Here is a 15,627-nt window from a genome sequence, read left to right on the forward strand (position 1 = left end):
GATGTATATTAAATTAGAGAAATACAAGGAAGTCCAATATCGATCGTAGAGGGCTTGTTATTTTAGGTTAGTAGATCAAATATAAATTTAGATAAATAATTCTCGAAAAAAGCTGCTATTACAAATAAAGGTAAGGCTATAAATACATATATTTTCAATAAGTTGATTATAGATAATTTTAGAGATAAATTCTCTTTTTTGTTTTTTCTAAATAAGTTGGTGATTTTTCTAATAATAGCTTGGTTAACTTTGACGAGACCGCTAGCAACAAAGCAAAAAGCTAATATTTCTACGAAGAAGTGAGGGATTGAAGATATAGTCACCATAGTCCCTTTATAAATGTCATAATTAATTACGAAACCTAGAGCTATAGCAGGAGGAATCGCTGTAGAGATAATGTTTAAATAATATAAAAAAGGGATTGGAATGATAGCTAATATTAGCATTTGAAAAGGAACTTTAAACCCATTATTTAGTATATATTCCCAAACTTTTTCTAACCCTACTGCATTGGCAACGTTACTGGGTATACCTTTAGATAGATTTTTTATGGTTTCAGTAGAAGGGCTAAATATAATTGCTAAAATAAAGGTGACTAAGAAAATTATTAATATTGTAACTAAAAATTTTATCGTTCTTCTAATATATGTCTCATCATGAATTTTAAACATAACTGCCTCCATTTTTAATTAATTGCCAATATTTGTTGATAGTAAAGGCCAAAATGAAAATGAGTTAAGTTTGAGGAATGAATAAAGTAAAGAGGTATATAAGCGTTTTTGATTTTTTGATACAGGCTATATTTATAATTCAGGTTTTGAAATAAACTGATTATGATATCATTAAAAGTAGGTAACTTATTATAATTACAAAAGGAGTTATACATATGAATAATCAAAATAAAATTTATATTCATCCAATTTTAAGTATATTAGGTTTCACTGTATTATTCAGTTTTATAATGGGGTTTCCTTTTGGAACATTTATTGGTTTAGCAATAGGCTTAGTTATTAGCAAACGAAATAAAGGTTTAGAGAATTATTAAATATGTTTACTATCTAATCAGTATGTTCTTTACTCTTAGAAACGTACTATGTCGATTACTACCTAATAGAATGAATTGTTCACTGAAGCATATAAAATAGCTCATAATTAAAGATAAATATTTGTAGATACTGAGTGCATTAAATTAATATCATTCTTGGTAATATAATTAAAAGTCTATGGAGGGCATCTATTTGGAGTTAATATTCAATATTATTGGTAGTATTTTATACGTGATCGTAGATTTTATAATTCATGGAAAATCTGATGAGGAATTTAGAGAAAGTAAGAAAAAACAAAGTAATTCATAAAAAAAGCATTATTTTGAAGTGAAGAGCAAGAGTGTGAATATTAATTTAATCAAACCTAATAGATACATAAAGCTCTTGTAATTTTTCAATTTTACACGCAACTGAAAAGACATCTTAAACATTACTACGACAAAAATTATAGCAATTTTTATGTGAAAAGATAAACGCATTAATGAACTCCAGCCGTATCCATTATATAGCCTGCGACCCATGTGGTTGTGGGCTTTTATTGTATGTGATGTGGTTAGTAGTAAATATTTGATGTAGCTCGAATAAAAGAACTAAAATATATGTCATTTGAGAGAGACGTAGTGATTATTAGGACGAATAAACAAGTAGAAAAGAGAGTTTTGTGAATGAGTAATTTTTATGATACTTAACGTTACTCAAAGCATTATAAATGCCGGTTATAGCTCAAATAGCGCATATGTAACAGGTAGCAGACTTTTGCGCAATGAGAAAGTAAAAGACTATATTCAAAGCAAGAAAGATGAGATTATAGACGATACCATTTTAACTGCGAAAAAAACACTATACTTGCTATCACGTTCAGCAGTGGGTGAGGAAACTGAAGTGAAAGAAGTTGTAGTTAAGAAAAGTTCATTTGAAAAGAACCCCGACACAGGACACATGAACCTCGTAAACAACGAACATGTGAAGTGCCCATTAAAGCGAATGATCGTTTAAAAGCTTGTGACCTTATTCGACATTAACACATTATATTTACTGATAAAGTGGATATAAATGTGGCAACACCAATATTTATTGATAGTCTTGTTCAAGACGATGAGAAGAATGAGCGAGATTTAATAGAATAGGAAAAGCAATATCCAAATACTGATTTTCATATTGATGATATTGGGAGATTTGAGGAATAAAGGAAGTTATATAAATATATGTGAGGGTATCGTTTAAGTAAAGGAGGGACGATAATATGTCTATTGGGTTATGGGTAAGTGTCATTTTTGCTGTACTTATAGGTGGTGGTGGCGTTTTATATGCCTATATCAAAGGAGAAAATAAGAAATGATTATATAATTAGTACTAGGTGCTAAAATATTGTATAATGGTATTGTGTAGTTGCAACTAATGTCATTCCCCGATATTAGTTGCTTTTTTCATATATAATCTTTTTATTTTGTAGATTTAAATATATAATGTATAAAACTACACACGAAAGAGGTTAAGGGGAAATGAATACGATTACAAAAAAATATGATTTCTTTGTTTTAACTTATGAATTTAAAGGTAAGGTTGACAAAAATTATGAAAGAATGAATGAATATTTAAAAGAATCTTTGGAAGAATTTGAAAAAAATAAAGATTTTAATTTTATTAAATGTAAAAAATCAACTTATATCGGATTTAACTATATTGAAAAATATAAGTACATAAATAATGAAGTTTGGGTTTTTTGTTTATCTAAAACGGTTACTACAAAAATTGCAGTTATAAATGAAATTAAAAAAATAGTAAAAGATGGTAGATCTGAATATGGCGATGAACCGGAGCAAGGCTTAACAGTTGATACTGTAGTGTTATTTTGCCCTAGATATGGAGTAGTGATTATTCCATCAAATAGAGGAGGGATTTCTCAATCAGATTTTAAAAGTTTTTTTTATAGAACAGTTAAGAAAAAAGGTGCCAAATTGAACGTTGCTATAAATAACACAAAAATTGATAATTTAAAACACATTGATGATCTAAAAGAAATTGAGTTTAATATTTCTAGAATTGTAGATGTAGATAAAATAAAGAATAAAAATCAGTCAACGCAAAGAGATAAAAAAATGATTGATAAACTAAATGCAGATTCTATGAAGGTAAAGTATACATCAAAAGCTTTAGATATTTCAGAGTCATTAAAACAAATAAAAAATATTTTAGCGAAAGATGAGACAAAAGAAGTCAAAAAAATGGTTATTAGAGGGGAGAATGATGGCCATGAACAAATTATTGATCTTATCGCTAACAGATTAATATATATAGATGATGATGTAGAATTAAACAACAATAATAAAATAACTATTAATTCTATGATTAAATCGATAAAAAAAGCTTATAGAGATAATTTAAAGATTATTGAAAAAGATATTCTTTAACAATTTGATAAAGGGTTGTGATTTTGTGTTTAAAAGAAACATAGATGTTGTTTTGTTTTTTATAATCCTAATTATTGTGTTCTTGTGTTTGAATGTTCAATATTCTGTTATTCAGAATAAAGAACAATATAGTGATTTTTTGGAAACAGTAATATCTTTTTCTTCTTTAACAACAGCATTTTTGTTTTTTTCTGTTACTCTTATACCACTTTTAAACGATAGAGCAAAATTGTTTGAGAAGTTAGACACAGAAAAGAAATTGATTGAAAATATTATGCTAAATACAGAGATGTTCTTATTGTTATCTATTTATACATTGGTTTTGTACTGTTTTAAATTATATGATATTGAAATTGATAACATTTATTTTGTTATTTGGTATTCAATTATATGTGCTTCTATTTTTAAACTAATAAGAACTTTCTATTTTTTGACAATCAATATTGCTAAGACCATTAAATGAAGATTAATATATATTAAAACACTTATATAAGGAATAATAAATAATGTATGACACATGATTTTAGAAAGATCTTTGTTCTAATAGTGGTGTTATCCATTCTGAGAAATGTCCTGTGTAGCAGTGAGGAATGAGTTTGTGTAACTATATAGGTAAAATATCTATTGTAACTAAATGGTATTTATTACGTAATAAATATTAATAATATGATAAAAATGAGGTAGGATTATGAACAATATTTTATTTAAAATACCCAATGACATAACTAAACAAGAGGTTATTAATAAGATGAATTACTTTAAGGAAAAGTCGCAAGAAATTAGCGAGGTATTCGAAGATGATGTTACTAATGGGAGAGATTTAGCTAGAGAGTTAAGGAAAGAGTTTGAATTAGAGTATAAAAATAATAATTTAATTAGAACTCAAAAATATTATGTTAATAATATTTATTTTAAAACTTTTAAGGTAGCTGTTAGAGATTCTTATGTTAATGTAATAGGTCAACTAGATAAAGGGCGTAAAACAAGAAGTTTTCTATATGATGTACAAGATTATATGACATATTACGAAAATGACTTTAAATGATTTAAGGGCGAAAAAGGGCATAATTTTGAAATAAAGAGCAAGAGTATGAACAGTAGTATAATCAGACCTATTCATTGCCCCAAATATCTTGTGTTTTTCAAATTTAACATTTTACACACAACTGAATAGACAATGTAAACTTTGCTATGACAATACTTATAGCGATTTTTATACAAATATATACGCATTAATGAACTCCCACCGTCTCCATTATATAGCCTGTAACCCATGTGGTTGTGGGCTTTTTTGATTTGGTTCTAAAATGGTGTATTGCACCAATCAATTTCAATTTAGTTATACGCGTATTTCGAGATAAAGTTTCTCGGCGTATGGCAGTAGTTCGGGAATATAGTTACGTGCATAGCCTTCAATAAATCTTAATGTTTGAGAATCCGTAAGGTCATCATATTTTTCAATAAACTGAATTAATATCTTTTTAAAATCATTTATTTCCATTTCTTCTGTATTTTTACTATGTGCTAATTTTAAGAATGCTATCAGTACTTTTTGATATTCTTCGAGTGTTATACCTAAATCCAAACATAAAAGGCTAATTGATTTTGTGTTGTAAGGATGGTGACCTATGATTTCAGCTAGTTCTGAAATAGCTTGATAAAGTAATGTAATATCATCTTTATTTTCGAACACGATTATTCACTCCTAAATATATAGTTTTATCTTGCAATTGGACTATATTTTCAGTTTAGAGTAATTCATATAGAGTTGTTTTGGATTTCTTAAGTGTCCAATTCTAATACATAAGTGTTAAAAAGAGAACATTTATATTAATGGTTATGAAATATTAAAAGCATCATTGAATAATTTAACTTCATCACTTTAATGACGAAATAACTAAAGTTTGTTAATGTTTTTATAAAAGAAGGTGCGAATATGGCAAAGTATTTTACTTCAATAAAATTAGGTATGTTTCTATTATTGTTAATCATATTGCAACCAATTGTTTTTAATTTATTAAATTTGAATCAATCTAAAATTTTTAGTGTAATAGGACATTTGATGTTTATATTGATTGGTATTTTATTAATTTATATTCATGCTCAATTTAATAAAAATAATTGAATTCGTAGAGCATTGAGCTAAACAATTCATTATTATGACTCTGTTATAACGCTTATTAAAGGATGATTAGATGCTACCTCATATATTAATGTGGGCTGTTACCATATTAGGAATAATATATATTGTATATAATTTTATATTAGCTAAATCCATAATTAATATTTTTTTTGCTATTTTATTTCAATCAATTTTGTTATTCTTAATTCGTTTCTTTTGGTTAGATCATTCATTTGGCGATGCATTTATACATTCGTTTGACTTGCTTACGATTATTGTTGTTGTGGTATATGTTATATATCAATTAATGGGCGATTCATCTGAAGATTAATACTTTGTATAAGAAGGGAATTTTATGAAAGATTCATTATTTTGGAAAAAAACTTTTATTCCTGTTTACTTTATTATCGCGTTATTATCATTTATACTGTTTAAATTTTATATCAAGACGGATAATATGGCTGTTTATTTGATGATTTTCTTTTTATTTTGTTTAGGAATAGCGTCTATTATTATTAACGCCAAGCAAAATAGGTGAACTCTTATATTGTTTATTGAATGTAATATCACTTCATAATATAAAGGATGATTAATATTAGTATATATGTAGCAATAATTTTAGGATTATTATTTATATTAATATATGCAACGTTTTGGACATTTTTATATCAATTAAATTATAAGCGTATGAATAGGGGACAGAGCTTGAATAAAACGCAAATTAAAATTAATATGTTTGGACATGGTGTAATTGCATTAGTATTAGTGGTAATAGCAATATATTTATCATATTTAAAATAGAACTTATATTATTATTGAAAAGTTACCTTCAATGGTAGCTTTTTTATTGTTTTATAGAAAACTTTTATGAAAACACATAGATAGACATATCTTATAATCTGCAAAAGGATAGACGAATTTAACAAGGTGGTGCTTGTATTACTAAATGGTAGACGGTATCATACAAATAGATATCAGACGATTATAAAAAGGAAAGTACTTGAATAAATGAAATACGATACAAATAAAAAGATGACTAAGTTTGCAGAACGAACATTAAAAGAATTTGCTAAAATACTCTTTTGGACATTGAAAACTAAACCATTGGAGAAAATTACCATTAATGAGTTGTGTGAGAAAGCCAACTATCCAAGAGCAACCTTTTATAATTATTTTGATGATATTAATGATCTTTTAAATTATTGTTGGCAAAGAATAGCTAGTGATATGGTCGTTGACAATTATGATTCACTTACGCCAGAAAAAAGACCTTATATACTATTTGAGCGATGTTACGACTATTTAAATGGATACAGAGATAATATTGCAAAAATTATGACGCATAATACTAATGATGGCCGATTTGCTGAATCGTTAAGAAAATATATTAGGCAACAGATTTATACTATTCTAGTAACTTGTCCACCTTCTAAAAAGTATCAATTATCATATGATCAGATGTCAGAACATTATGCCAACACCATTCATATGATTTTGGACTGGAGTTTTATTCGCAAAAATCAGATGGATAAAGAAGAGGCAATGGAGGCACTACGTTATTTAATAGGTGGGATACAGTAGTTATAAATCAGTTGTTTGGTGAAATGAAGAATACCATTTAGTTGAAAAATTAGTGACAGATTCTTTCTCTCTATCAATGCGACATTGAAATATAGCATTAATGCAAAGAAAATACAGAAATGAAACGAGACAAATCAAGGAGGAAGATATTTATGGTATTACAAGAAAAATATACACTAAATAACCAATTAGAAGTGCCAAAAATTGCTTTTGGAACATGGCAAATTTCTAATGAAAATGTGATATTAGCAGTGAAAGAGGCGCTTGAAATAGGCTATCGTCATATTGATACTGCTATTCATTATGAAAATGAAGAAGGTGTAGGTGAGGCAATTCGTGAATCTAGTATTCTAAGAGAAGATATTTTTGTCACTACAAAGATTCCGCCAGAGGTAAAAACCTATGAAGGCGCTAAAGCTTGTATTGAGAATTCTATTGAAAGATTGGGTATTGGAGTAATTGATCAAGTATTAATTCATTCGCCGAAACCTTGGAGAGAACTTCTTGTAGGTAGTCCTAAGCCATATTTTGATGAAAATCTTGCAGTATGGAAAGCAATGGAAGAAGCTGTAGAAGAAGGTAAGATTCGTTCTATTGGTGTTTCTAACTTTGAAATAGCAGACTTAGAAAATATTCTGAAGAACGGGAAGATTAAACCTGCAGTTAATCAAGTTGAAGTACATATTGGACTTACACCTAGGGATATTATGGAATACTGTGAAAAGCATGATATTTTGATTATGGCTTATTCACCTAATGCCACAGGCAAACTGATAAACGATCCGGTTGTTAAACGCGTTGCTGATAAATATGGCGTATCTGTACCACAATTATCTATTCGATATGACTTGCAAATTGGTGTTTTACCACTTCCAAGAAGTACCAATCCTGTTCATATGAAAGAAAATGCAAATCTTGATTTTGTTATCTTAGAGGAAGATATGATTACTTTAAGTAAGGTGAAAGAAAGACATAATTTGTGGTGGCGTCGGGTAAGTAAAGTAATAAGAAATATTCGAAGTTTTGGTAAAAAGTAAAAAATAAGGTGTCCTTTGAAAATGAAAGGACACCTTATTTAATATTGCATAATGATATGTAATTTCGTTTGAAAGATAAAAGAACAATACATATAAGTTATATGTTAGAGATTTTTTAATATTAGAATAGGATTGTTTTATGTTACATTACTATTATTTCGTGGTAATTATTATTAAAAGCCTATGGAGGTCATATGTATGGATTTGATAGGTAAAATGATTGCATTTATCATGGCAACGATTTCTAATTGGTTAGGATCTAGTGGTTTAATCAGAGATGTTAAAAGAGGTTTTAAATCATTAAAGAAGTAAAGACTTGTCGATAATAAAATTAGAATTTAAGCGGATGACTTAACCTGCAATTCCTAGAATTGTGGGTTATTTTCACACTAATATTTATATTTTTGGAAAATCAAAAATCCCACTCCTAATATGTTAGGAAAGCGGGACTTGAATCATAGTTTCAATATTATATAGTTAGTTCGGATTACTATGTTTTAACTATAGTTAATTTGAAGCGGGCATTGTGTTCTGACCACTAGATTGTGGTTGTTGTGTATTCTGTCCAGTGGATTGTTGAGGTTGTTGAGATTGCGATTGTTGTTGATTTTGGCCATTAGACTGTTGCGGTTGCTGATATTGTGATTGTTGTTGATTTTGACCATTAGACTGTTGGGATTGGCTTCCTTGTTGTGCATTTTGCCCGTTATTTTGAGTAGATGATTGTTTATTATGTTTAGGTTTACTTTGAGATGAAGATTGTTTTTTAGCTTTATCTTTCTTTTTATCCTTATCTTTTTTTGACTCTTTCTTCTCTTCGTCATAATCTTTGATATTATCTTTCTTAGGATCGTTTGAACGTTTGTTTTTAGACTTCTCTTTGTCTTTTTTAGAGTCATTTGACTTTTTATGTTCAATTTTTTTATGTTCTTCTTTATGTTCAGAATCATGGTTGCCACAAGCGCCTAAAATTAAACAACTTGATAATAAAATAAAAAAGGGTTTCTTCATTTCTCAATCTCCTTCATTTATATTATTTGGCTACAATGTAATTAGTGACATTGTGGTGTCATTCTAACGTATAGCGATATCAAATTTAAAGCAATATCATATCAAGGTAATATTTCAAAATATAAAAATGCCACTCCGAATATGAGTGGCAATGAAATGATACGTATTTATCTTTTAATGAGATGACAATGTTAATATTTTATTCTGACTTTGAACTACTGTCACTAGGTGCACTCGAAGGCGCACTATTTGATGAAGTGTTATTAGATGGTTTTGGTGTATTTTCACTATTTGGTATAGCTGATTTTGACTCTTGAGGTTCACTTTCTTTAGGTGCAGAAGATGATGAATCTTCTTTAGATGGTGTTGCTTTTGACGAACTACTACTAGCGTCTTGATGACTGCCAGTGTTTGATGAAGGTGATGCAGATGATGAAGTTGAATTACCGGTATTACTTGATGAAGTGTCATCCGATGAACCTGATGTGGTAGATGAAGTACTTTCGTCGTTAGTAGCATCATCATCTTTTTTATCTTTAGTAGATGTTTTAGCATCTGATAGATCCACAGTTATACTTTTAGTGCTGAATAAGCTAGATGTGATTTCTAGTTTTTTATCTTTAGTATTAGCAACTTTTTCGGAAACATCGAATACAACTTTTCCTTCGGCCGTACTGTCAGGATTAATTTGTTCTAAGAAAAATGAATTGGTGATACTTCCGTCATCACTTTGGTTAGCTGATACTGAACCAGTGGCATCTGCTTCAAATGATTTATCTCCAGATTTTAATTTAAACATTTGACTATCGATTGTTAATGCTTTGTCTCCCTTATTTTTAATTGAAACATCTGCAACAACAAATGTATCTTTCGCATTAGTAGGTGCAATTGAAGGACCAACGGCTTTAGTATTTTCAATTGATTTAACTTTAACTTCTAAATCACCGTTTTTAATTGTATCACCGATTTTATAATTTTTTGTACCGGTGGCATGATGCTTAAATCCACCATTCATACTAAAGGTCAATGCAACAATGCCAATAATAATTAAAATAAAGAAAACGAGACAACCTACACCAACCCAAATCCATGGTTTCTTAGATTTAGACTTTACATACTTTTGCTTTTCTTGTTGTCTTTGAAATTCTTGAAATTGTTCCCATTGTTTTCTTTGCTGTTCTTCATTATAGTTTTCTTCCATTCAACATAGCTCCTTTATTTGTTATTTACATATATATTAATAATACTGTTATGACAGGTTTTTTAGTAATCACTTTTAGTTATAAAGGTTGATAACTTAAATTACTTTTTATCAATTTTAAAATGATAATAGATTGTATAGATACTAATTTGTTATATAAGTCAATTTTATCTGATATAAAAATAGAAACTATAAATTGATTCGTGTCATTTTGAATTGATATAGAACAATTGGTACTATAAAGTTGAAAGAATGAAAAAATAATTTTAATGAGTTGCATTCTAGTAAAAGGAGAATTGATATGACTTTTTTCATTATCTTCTTCCCAGTATTTGTTTTTATAATACTGAACCTATATAGCCAAAATAAGAAGGGAAGAAATAAAGATTAAAAATATAACTTAAGAAACTGTATATGATTGATGTGTTTCTAACAAAGGAGACTATCTATGAATAATCAAACAAAATATTTTCATCATGTTGAACATCGTAAATTTCAAAATAGTTCTAAGACGACATTATGGTTATCTTTAATTATCACGCTCTTTTTTACAATAGTAGAGTTTGTAGGAGGGATCGTATCTAATTCGCTTGCCTTACTATCAGATTCATTTCATATGTTGAGTGATGTGCTTGCTTTAGCGCTATCTATGGTAGCAATATATTTCGCAAGTAAAGCACCCACTAAGAATTATACTTATGGTTTTATGAGGTTAGAAATTATAGTTGCCTTTTTAAATGGTTTGGCGCTTATAGTGATTTCACTAGGTATTATGTATGAAGGAATTATGAGGATTATTCATCCAAAACCTGTAGAAAGTGGTCTTATGGTTGTCATAGCTGTCATAGGATTAGTCGTTAATGTTGTTTTGACATTAATTTTAGTAGCGTCTTTAAAGAAAGAAGATAATATTAATATCCAAAGTGCATTATGGCATTTCTTTGGTGATTTATTAAATTCTATAGGTGTTATCGTAGCAGTAGTGATCATTTATTTCACAGGGTGGAATATTATTGATCCAATCATTAGTATTATTATTTCTTTAATTATATTTAATGGTGGGTTTAAAATTATTAAAAATGCATGGAAAGTATTGATGGAACGCGTGCCTGATGGTTTTAACACAGATATCATTATGGCAGACATGAAATCAGTAGAAGGGGTCATTGATATACATGAATTTCATCTATGGAGTATTACAACTAATCATAGGTCTTTAAGTGCTCACGTTGTACTAAGTGATGAATATATTAAGTCTCCTTATGAAACAATAAATAAAGTTTCTAAATTACTTAAAGATAAATATGGATTAAGACATGTCACATTGCAAATAGAGAATATACATCTCAATCATTTAGATGAAGCATATTTTAAACAATACGAAGAAGTATAGATATTAAAAATCTTTGCTCAGAATTATAAAAACATGACAATAAATGAGTAGGTGGAAATCTAATGGATAAAAATAAAGAGTTCCGCTTTTTAAAGGGAAATATGACAAGTCTTTATATGAAACTTACGAATCTATATGAAATATTACTTAAAAATTCGTCGTGCAATGTCAATGATGAGAAAATGATTTTATTGAATGAGGTGGATCATTTATTAGTAAATCTCAGTTTTTATTGTCATATTCATGATGGTTATAGTAAGTTAAATATTGAATTTATTGCTACTATGAGAACGTTTTATTTATTAGCTAGGGAGTACCTAATTAGTGAAAACGTAAATAAGGATGATATACACCTATATGTATATGAAATGGAATCAGTATATGATCAAGGTATTAATATATTAAACGAGATGTTCAATGAAAAGTAATCAAATTCAACATAGTTTAAATTAAGAAATATTGTCCGAAAAATATTTTGCTTATAAAATAAATAGCATTTATAAGTTCTAACGTATTAGATTAATTTAAAGCTGATTTTAATACAAATAGAAGTTCACAATTTTTGAAAATAAAATAAATTTAAAAGAATTTAGTAAAAAGGCTTTACTTTTCTCAAAATAAGCGTATAGTTGTAATTAAGTAATCAAGTACGTGAAGTTAATTGAGAGTTATTTATAAGAATACACTCCTTTTGATTCAATGAAATTTGTTACAAATATTTAGTGCAAAAGCACGCGGAGGTATTCTATATGAATAACGGTACAGTTAAATGGTTTAATTCAGAAAAAGGTTTTGGTTTCATCGAAAGAGAAGATGGAAGCGACGTATTCGTACATTTCTCAGCAATCGCTGAAGAAGGATACAAATCATTAGAAGAAGGACAAAAAGTTGAATTCGACATCGTTGAAGGCGATCGTGGAGAACAAGCAGCTAATGTCGTAAAAATGTAATAACATTTTTAAAGCAACCGTCATGGTTGCTTTTTTTTATGCCATTATTTAATTAGAATTATTTAAATATGAAAAACACTCCCAGTTCATTAATGAAATTGAGAGTGTTTAGTATAAATATAATATATAAAACAAAAAACTATCAATCAATGTTAATACTTAATAGATTTTAATTTAAAATTTTGCGTTATGCATAACATTAAGATTAAAAATTTTAGTTTGTCCACAGTTTTCGCAATAAGTAGCGAAAGCTTCGATGCCGTTAGATTGATTTGCTGCTGTAGGAATAAAGAAGACATCTTCTGAAAATGTAAGTTTTGGGTTTGAACAACAAACTGTTCGTCTTCTTGAATTATAGAAACGTTGAATTGTTTCTAGTTCTTCCGGACTAAATTTTGTGTCTCTCATGTTAATCACATCCTTTCCTCAGTTATGTATGTGAATAAGGATTACTATCATAAAGATGTTACAACATGGTTTACGCAAAAATATCAATTGACTATCTATTAAAGTACAAAATTGATATTAAATAGAGTTTAATACAATTAAGTACAATTTTGTTGGTTTTTGCTTAAGTGTTTGAAAAAACAGCTTAAATGTAATTAACATTTAAGCTGATATTTTTTAGTACGATGATTAATTTGTTTTATCACCATCAACGCGCTCTTTATTTCCTTTGTCATCTTGTGATTTAGGATTATCTTTCTTTTTAGCACTATCCTTCACTTTTTTGACTGTATCATCATTACTAGTCTTAGAGTCTTTTTTATCTTTTTGAGTTGATTTCTTTTCATCATGTTTTGAATCATGATCACTTTGACTACATGCACCTAAAACTAAAAAACTACATAAAACCAACCAAAATACCTTTTTCATATAATCCTCCTAAGATTCTTAATTATCTTAAGTTTACTACATATTATTGTTATTTTACATCTTTTTCTTTTTCAAAATTGTGAATATTTTTATTAATTTGTATAAATAAATGTAATAATAGTTCAAAGTAATTTATTATAATTAAAAAAGCGCCAACGTAAACTTTAATAATGACGAAAATTAAAGTTAAGTTGACGCTAACAAGAAGTAATGTTAAACACTCACAAAGTTTAACAAATTAAGATTACCATAAATATAAGCGTTTTACCACTTTATTATATTGATAATTAGAAAAGGAAAATTAAACTTCAAGTTATATAATTTATATAGTTGAATGAAACTTAAATATACAAAAAAATTAAAATTGAAAATGATAAAAGTATTAGAAATAATGCGAGGTCAAAAATATTGTGTATTGTTCAATTCATTCTATCAAGCATGTCGCCTTTATACTCAGTCAATGTTTATGAATGATCAAAGATATTTAATTCTTCATTATTAGTATCAGCTGACACATATAATAGGGGATCATATACATTGGTGATTTGATTATATGTGTCGATTTCAGCTAATATTTTAAAACTTCCATTGCTTTGTGGTTCAACAATAGAGATTTCATGATCATTTCGTTGAATTGCAAATTGTCTTTTTGAATGATTGTTAATTTTCCATTCTGCCACGTTTAATATACCTCCCATAAAGAAAATTCATTACAAACAAATCATACATAAGTTGACTTGATTTTGTACTAATCGTATTAGCCAAAACTTTTTTCAATATCCGTAAATGCTTTTGTTGTCATTTTGATATCATTGATTTGGTTATCTTCAATATGACCATCAATATAACCGTGTTTAATTAGAACTTTTAAATTTTCTACGAAGTCATCATAATTTCGATCACAAAAATAATCATCTTGAGTCGTTATGGAATCTTTAAAATCATTGGCTTCTTTTTCAGTTTGTCCTTCATTAGAGCGTTCCATATATAATTTGTAAAATTTTGCGATGGTATATTTTTGTTCTTTAGTTAGTTCGTCCATTTTTACTTTCCTCCCCAATATTGCACTACATATGTTTTACCCTATATTTTCAATTTACAAAACGAATTATCAGATCAATTACTGACAAAATTATGACTCTTTAGCTTTTTTGACACCATCTTGAACGGCATTAGCAAATTGATAGAACGTTTTTGTATAATTATCAGGATTAGAACGAACTTGTCTACTTAGCTTATGATTTTTGAAAAACTGTTCTCTTTGTTTTGTGGTTAATTCTAATTGTACACCTGAGTCATTTTCATTCTCATTGACAAAGTTTTTAGACGATTTGGCATCAATCTCGTTTGGGCTTTCTTTAACAGTAAATCCTTTATGTCGAAGTGATTTGGCTATAGATTTGGCCATTTTTTTATCTTTGCCACCAACAAAAACGATTGGGTCATCTCCTGAAAAACCGTGTATTGAAACGGTTTGCTCAGCATTTTTTAACATATCATGTAATTTAGGTTCGTCATAATTCGTAGATGTAATATGAAGTTGATCATTATTTTTCTTACGTAATCCTTCAAATGAATAAAAATCATAATGACCTACATTAGAAATACGACGCGCAAGTTCAGTTGTCCCTGGTTCAATACCGCCACCATGTATGGCAGTGACTAATATATCGTGATGTTTACGCTCTTTAGTGACAATTCTCCAATCCTTATGCTCTTTGGTATTTGTTTTAAGTTCTTGAAAATTATTGTATCGATCTAAATTCGATTGATTCATGTTTTTTCGTGTATTATAAAATATTAAAGCGACAATCAAGATTGCGATGACTATTAATATGATTGATAAATAATATAATTTAGTATAAAGACTCGTGTTCCTTTTCATACTCTCTCCTTAATTATCAATTTTTTGATTTATAAATCATATCAATTTTTTAATACGTTTAACAAGTAATTTGACTATAACTACATATTAATTATATTAATTAAAATATTTCTC

At 28.1% G+C, this 15,627-nt stretch carries 19 protein-coding genes and 1 pseudogene; 11 read left to right on the top strand and 9 right to left on the bottom strand.

Going from position 1 to position 15,627, the window contains the following annotated elements; translation table 11 throughout:
- Positions 1-62 precede the first annotated feature (62 nt).
- Positions 63-671, bottom strand: a complete 609-nt coding sequence (locus ACZ267_RS08235; RefSeq protein ID WP_002466069.1) for a stage II sporulation protein M — start codon at positions 669-671, stop codon at positions 63-65.
- Positions 672-886: 215 nt separating this feature from the next.
- On the opposite strand from ACZ267_RS08235, the gene ACZ267_RS08240 reads away from it, so the two are divergent.
- The 4 genes and pseudogenes from ACZ267_RS08240 (at position 887) to ACZ267_RS08255 (ending at position 4,502) form a co-directional block, all read left to right on the top strand.
- Complete coding sequence (locus tag ACZ267_RS08240; protein ID WP_019235831.1) at positions 887-1,045, top strand: hypothetical protein; 159 nt, start codon at positions 887-889, stop codon at positions 1,043-1,045.
- Between the two features lie 662 nt (positions 1,046-1,707).
- Positions 1,708-2,173 (top strand): annotated as a pseudogene (locus tag ACZ267_RS08245) (terminase small subunit).
- Positions 2,174-2,548: 375 nt separating this feature from the next.
- Positions 2,549-3,457: a hypothetical protein gene (locus ACZ267_RS08250; RefSeq protein WP_079449044.1), complete on the top strand. Its 909-nt coding sequence runs from the start codon at positions 2,549-2,551 to the stop codon at positions 3,455-3,457.
- Between the two features lie 688 nt (positions 3,458-4,145).
- Positions 4,146-4,502, top strand: a complete 357-nt coding sequence (locus ACZ267_RS08255; protein WP_079449045.1) for a hypothetical protein — start codon at positions 4,146-4,148, stop codon at positions 4,500-4,502.
- Between the two features lie 294 nt (positions 4,503-4,796).
- Here ACZ267_RS08255 and ACZ267_RS08260 read toward each other — a convergent pair whose 3' ends face one another.
- Complete coding sequence (locus ACZ267_RS08260) at positions 4,797-5,150, bottom strand: hypothetical protein (RefSeq protein WP_002466078.1); 354 nt, start codon at positions 5,148-5,150, stop codon at positions 4,797-4,799.
- Between the two features lie 502 nt (positions 5,151-5,652).
- On the opposite strand from ACZ267_RS08260, the gene ACZ267_RS08265 reads away from it, so the two are divergent.
- From ACZ267_RS08265 to ACZ267_RS08280, 4 genes are all read left to right on the top strand, one after another.
- The gene (locus ACZ267_RS08265; RefSeq protein WP_002466073.1) at positions 5,653-5,910 is read left to right on the top strand and encodes a hypothetical protein; all 258 of its coding nucleotides are present in this window, start codon (positions 5,653-5,655) and stop codon (positions 5,908-5,910) included.
- A gap of 24 nt (positions 5,911-5,934) precedes the next feature.
- Positions 5,935-6,117: a hypothetical protein gene (locus ACZ267_RS08270; RefSeq protein ID WP_015365254.1), complete on the top strand. Its 183-nt coding sequence runs from the start codon at positions 5,935-5,937 to the stop codon at positions 6,115-6,117.
- A gap of 470 nt (positions 6,118-6,587) precedes the next feature.
- Entirely contained in the window at positions 6,588-7,160 is a 573-nt protein-coding gene (locus ACZ267_RS08275; RefSeq protein ID WP_015365253.1) for a TetR/AcrR family transcriptional regulator, read from the top strand.
- A 152-nt stretch (positions 7,161-7,312) separates the two neighbouring features.
- Positions 7,313-8,197 (top strand): aldo/keto reductase family protein, encoded by an 885-nt coding sequence (locus ACZ267_RS08280; RefSeq protein ID WP_002466282.1) that lies wholly within the window; start codon positions 7,313-7,315, stop codon positions 8,195-8,197.
- A gap of 507 nt (positions 8,198-8,704) precedes the next feature.
- On the opposite strand, the gene ACZ267_RS08285 is transcribed toward ACZ267_RS08280, so the two are convergent.
- Positions 8,705-9,208 carry a hypothetical protein gene (locus ACZ267_RS08285; protein ID WP_002466281.1) on the bottom strand — a complete coding sequence of 168 codons (504 nt, stop codon included), beginning with the start codon at positions 9,206-9,208 and terminating at the stop codon, positions 8,705-8,707.
- A gap of 199 nt (positions 9,209-9,407) precedes the next feature.
- Positions 9,408-10,409 (bottom strand): DUF4352 domain-containing protein, encoded by a 1,002-nt coding sequence (locus tag ACZ267_RS08290; RefSeq protein WP_002466284.1) that lies wholly within the window; start codon positions 10,407-10,409, stop codon positions 9,408-9,410.
- Positions 10,410-10,857: 448 nt separating this feature from the next.
- Here ACZ267_RS08290 and ACZ267_RS08295 point away from each other — a divergent pair, with 448 nt between their 5' ends.
- The 3 genes from ACZ267_RS08295 (at position 10,858) to ACZ267_RS08305 (ending at position 12,752) form a co-directional block, all read left to right on the top strand.
- Entirely contained in the window at positions 10,858-11,802 is a 945-nt protein-coding gene (locus ACZ267_RS08295) for a cation diffusion facilitator family transporter (protein ID WP_002466283.1), read from the top strand.
- A gap of 62 nt (positions 11,803-11,864) precedes the next feature.
- Positions 11,865-12,230 (top strand): hypothetical protein, encoded by a 366-nt coding sequence (locus ACZ267_RS08300; protein WP_002466279.1) that lies wholly within the window; start codon positions 11,865-11,867, stop codon positions 12,228-12,230.
- A gap of 321 nt (positions 12,231-12,551) precedes the next feature.
- Positions 12,552-12,752, top strand: coding sequence for a cold-shock protein (locus tag ACZ267_RS08305; RefSeq protein WP_002450876.1), 201 nt, complete (start codon positions 12,552-12,554; stop codon positions 12,750-12,752).
- A 174-nt stretch (positions 12,753-12,926) separates the two neighbouring features.
- Here the strand turns inward: ACZ267_RS08305 and ACZ267_RS08310 are convergent, their stop codons facing one another.
- The 5 genes from ACZ267_RS08310 to ACZ267_RS08330 form a co-directional block, all read right to left on the bottom strand.
- Positions 12,927-13,160 (bottom strand): hypothetical protein, encoded by a 234-nt coding sequence (locus tag ACZ267_RS08310; RefSeq protein ID WP_015365252.1) that lies wholly within the window; start codon positions 13,158-13,160, stop codon positions 12,927-12,929.
- Positions 13,161-13,388: 228 nt separating this feature from the next.
- On the bottom strand, positions 13,389-13,628 hold the full coding sequence (locus ACZ267_RS08315; protein WP_002465943.1) for a hypothetical protein: 240 nt from the start codon (positions 13,626-13,628) through the stop codon (positions 13,389-13,391).
- A 464-nt stretch (positions 13,629-14,092) separates the two neighbouring features.
- The gene (locus ACZ267_RS08320) at positions 14,093-14,308 is read right to left on the bottom strand and encodes a hypothetical protein (RefSeq protein WP_002465949.1); all 216 of its coding nucleotides are present in this window, start codon (positions 14,306-14,308) and stop codon (positions 14,093-14,095) included.
- Between the two features lie 77 nt (positions 14,309-14,385).
- A complete protein-coding gene (locus ACZ267_RS08325) occupies positions 14,386-14,670 on the bottom strand; it encodes a hypothetical protein (protein ID WP_002465939.1) in 285 nt (94 codons plus the stop codon).
- 90 nt (positions 14,671-14,760) lie between these two features.
- On the bottom strand, positions 14,761-15,513 hold the full coding sequence (locus ACZ267_RS08330) for a poly-gamma-glutamate hydrolase family protein (RefSeq protein ID WP_002465946.1): 753 nt from the start codon (positions 15,511-15,513) through the stop codon (positions 14,761-14,763).
- Positions 15,514-15,627 lie beyond the last annotated feature (114 nt).

This window comes from Staphylococcus sp. AC872 (assembly GCF_979255425.1).

Bases quoted from the DNA above. Each gene is read 5' to 3' on its own strand.
- ACZ267_RS08280 (WP_002466282.1), top strand. From the start codon at position 7,313: ATGGTATTACAAGAAAAATATACACTAAATAACCAATTAGAAGTGCCA.
- ACZ267_RS08240 (WP_019235831.1), top strand. From the start codon at position 887: ATGAATAATCAAAATAAAATTTATATTCATCCAATTTTAAGTATATTA.
- ACZ267_RS08315 (WP_002465943.1), bottom strand. From the start codon at position 13,628: ATGAAAAAGGTATTTTGGTTGGTTTTATGTAGTTTTTTAGTTTTAGGT.
- ACZ267_RS08310 (WP_015365252.1), bottom strand. From the start codon at position 13,160: ATGAGAGACACAAAATTTAGTCCGGAAGAACTAGAAACAATTCAACGT.
- ACZ267_RS08235 (WP_002466069.1), bottom strand. From the start codon at position 671: ATGTTTAAAATTCATGATGAGACATATATTAGAAGAACGATAAAATTT.
- ACZ267_RS08295 (WP_002466283.1), top strand. From the start codon at position 10,858: ATGAATAATCAAACAAAATATTTTCATCATGTTGAACATCGTAAATTT.
- ACZ267_RS08270 (WP_015365254.1), top strand. From the start codon at position 5,935: ATGAAAGATTCATTATTTTGGAAAAAAACTTTTATTCCTGTTTACTTT.
- ACZ267_RS08275 (WP_015365253.1), top strand. From the start codon at position 6,588: ATGAAATACGATACAAATAAAAAGATGACTAAGTTTGCAGAACGAACA.
- ACZ267_RS08250 (WP_079449044.1), top strand. From the start codon at position 2,549: ATGAATACGATTACAAAAAAATATGATTTCTTTGTTTTAACTTATGAA.
- ACZ267_RS08330 (WP_002465946.1), bottom strand. From the start codon at position 15,513: ATGAAAAGGAACACGAGTCTTTATACTAAATTATATTATTTATCAATC.
- ACZ267_RS08265 (WP_002466073.1), top strand. From the start codon at position 5,653: ATGCTACCTCATATATTAATGTGGGCTGTTACCATATTAGGAATAATA.
- ACZ267_RS08300 (WP_002466279.1), top strand. From the start codon at position 11,865: ATGGATAAAAATAAAGAGTTCCGCTTTTTAAAGGGAAATATGACAAGT.
- ACZ267_RS08305 (WP_002450876.1), top strand. From the start codon at position 12,552: ATGAATAACGGTACAGTTAAATGGTTTAATTCAGAAAAAGGTTTTGGT.
- ACZ267_RS08285 (WP_002466281.1), bottom strand. From the start codon at position 9,208: ATGAAGAAACCCTTTTTTATTTTATTATCAAGTTGTTTAATTTTAGGC.
- ACZ267_RS08325 (WP_002465939.1), bottom strand. From the start codon at position 14,670: ATGGACGAACTAACTAAAGAACAAAAATATACCATCGCAAAATTTTAC.
- ACZ267_RS08255 (WP_079449045.1), top strand. From the start codon at position 4,146: ATGAACAATATTTTATTTAAAATACCCAATGACATAACTAAACAAGAG.
- ACZ267_RS08290 (WP_002466284.1), bottom strand. From the start codon at position 10,409: ATGGAAGAAAACTATAATGAAGAACAGCAAAGAAAACAATGGGAACAA.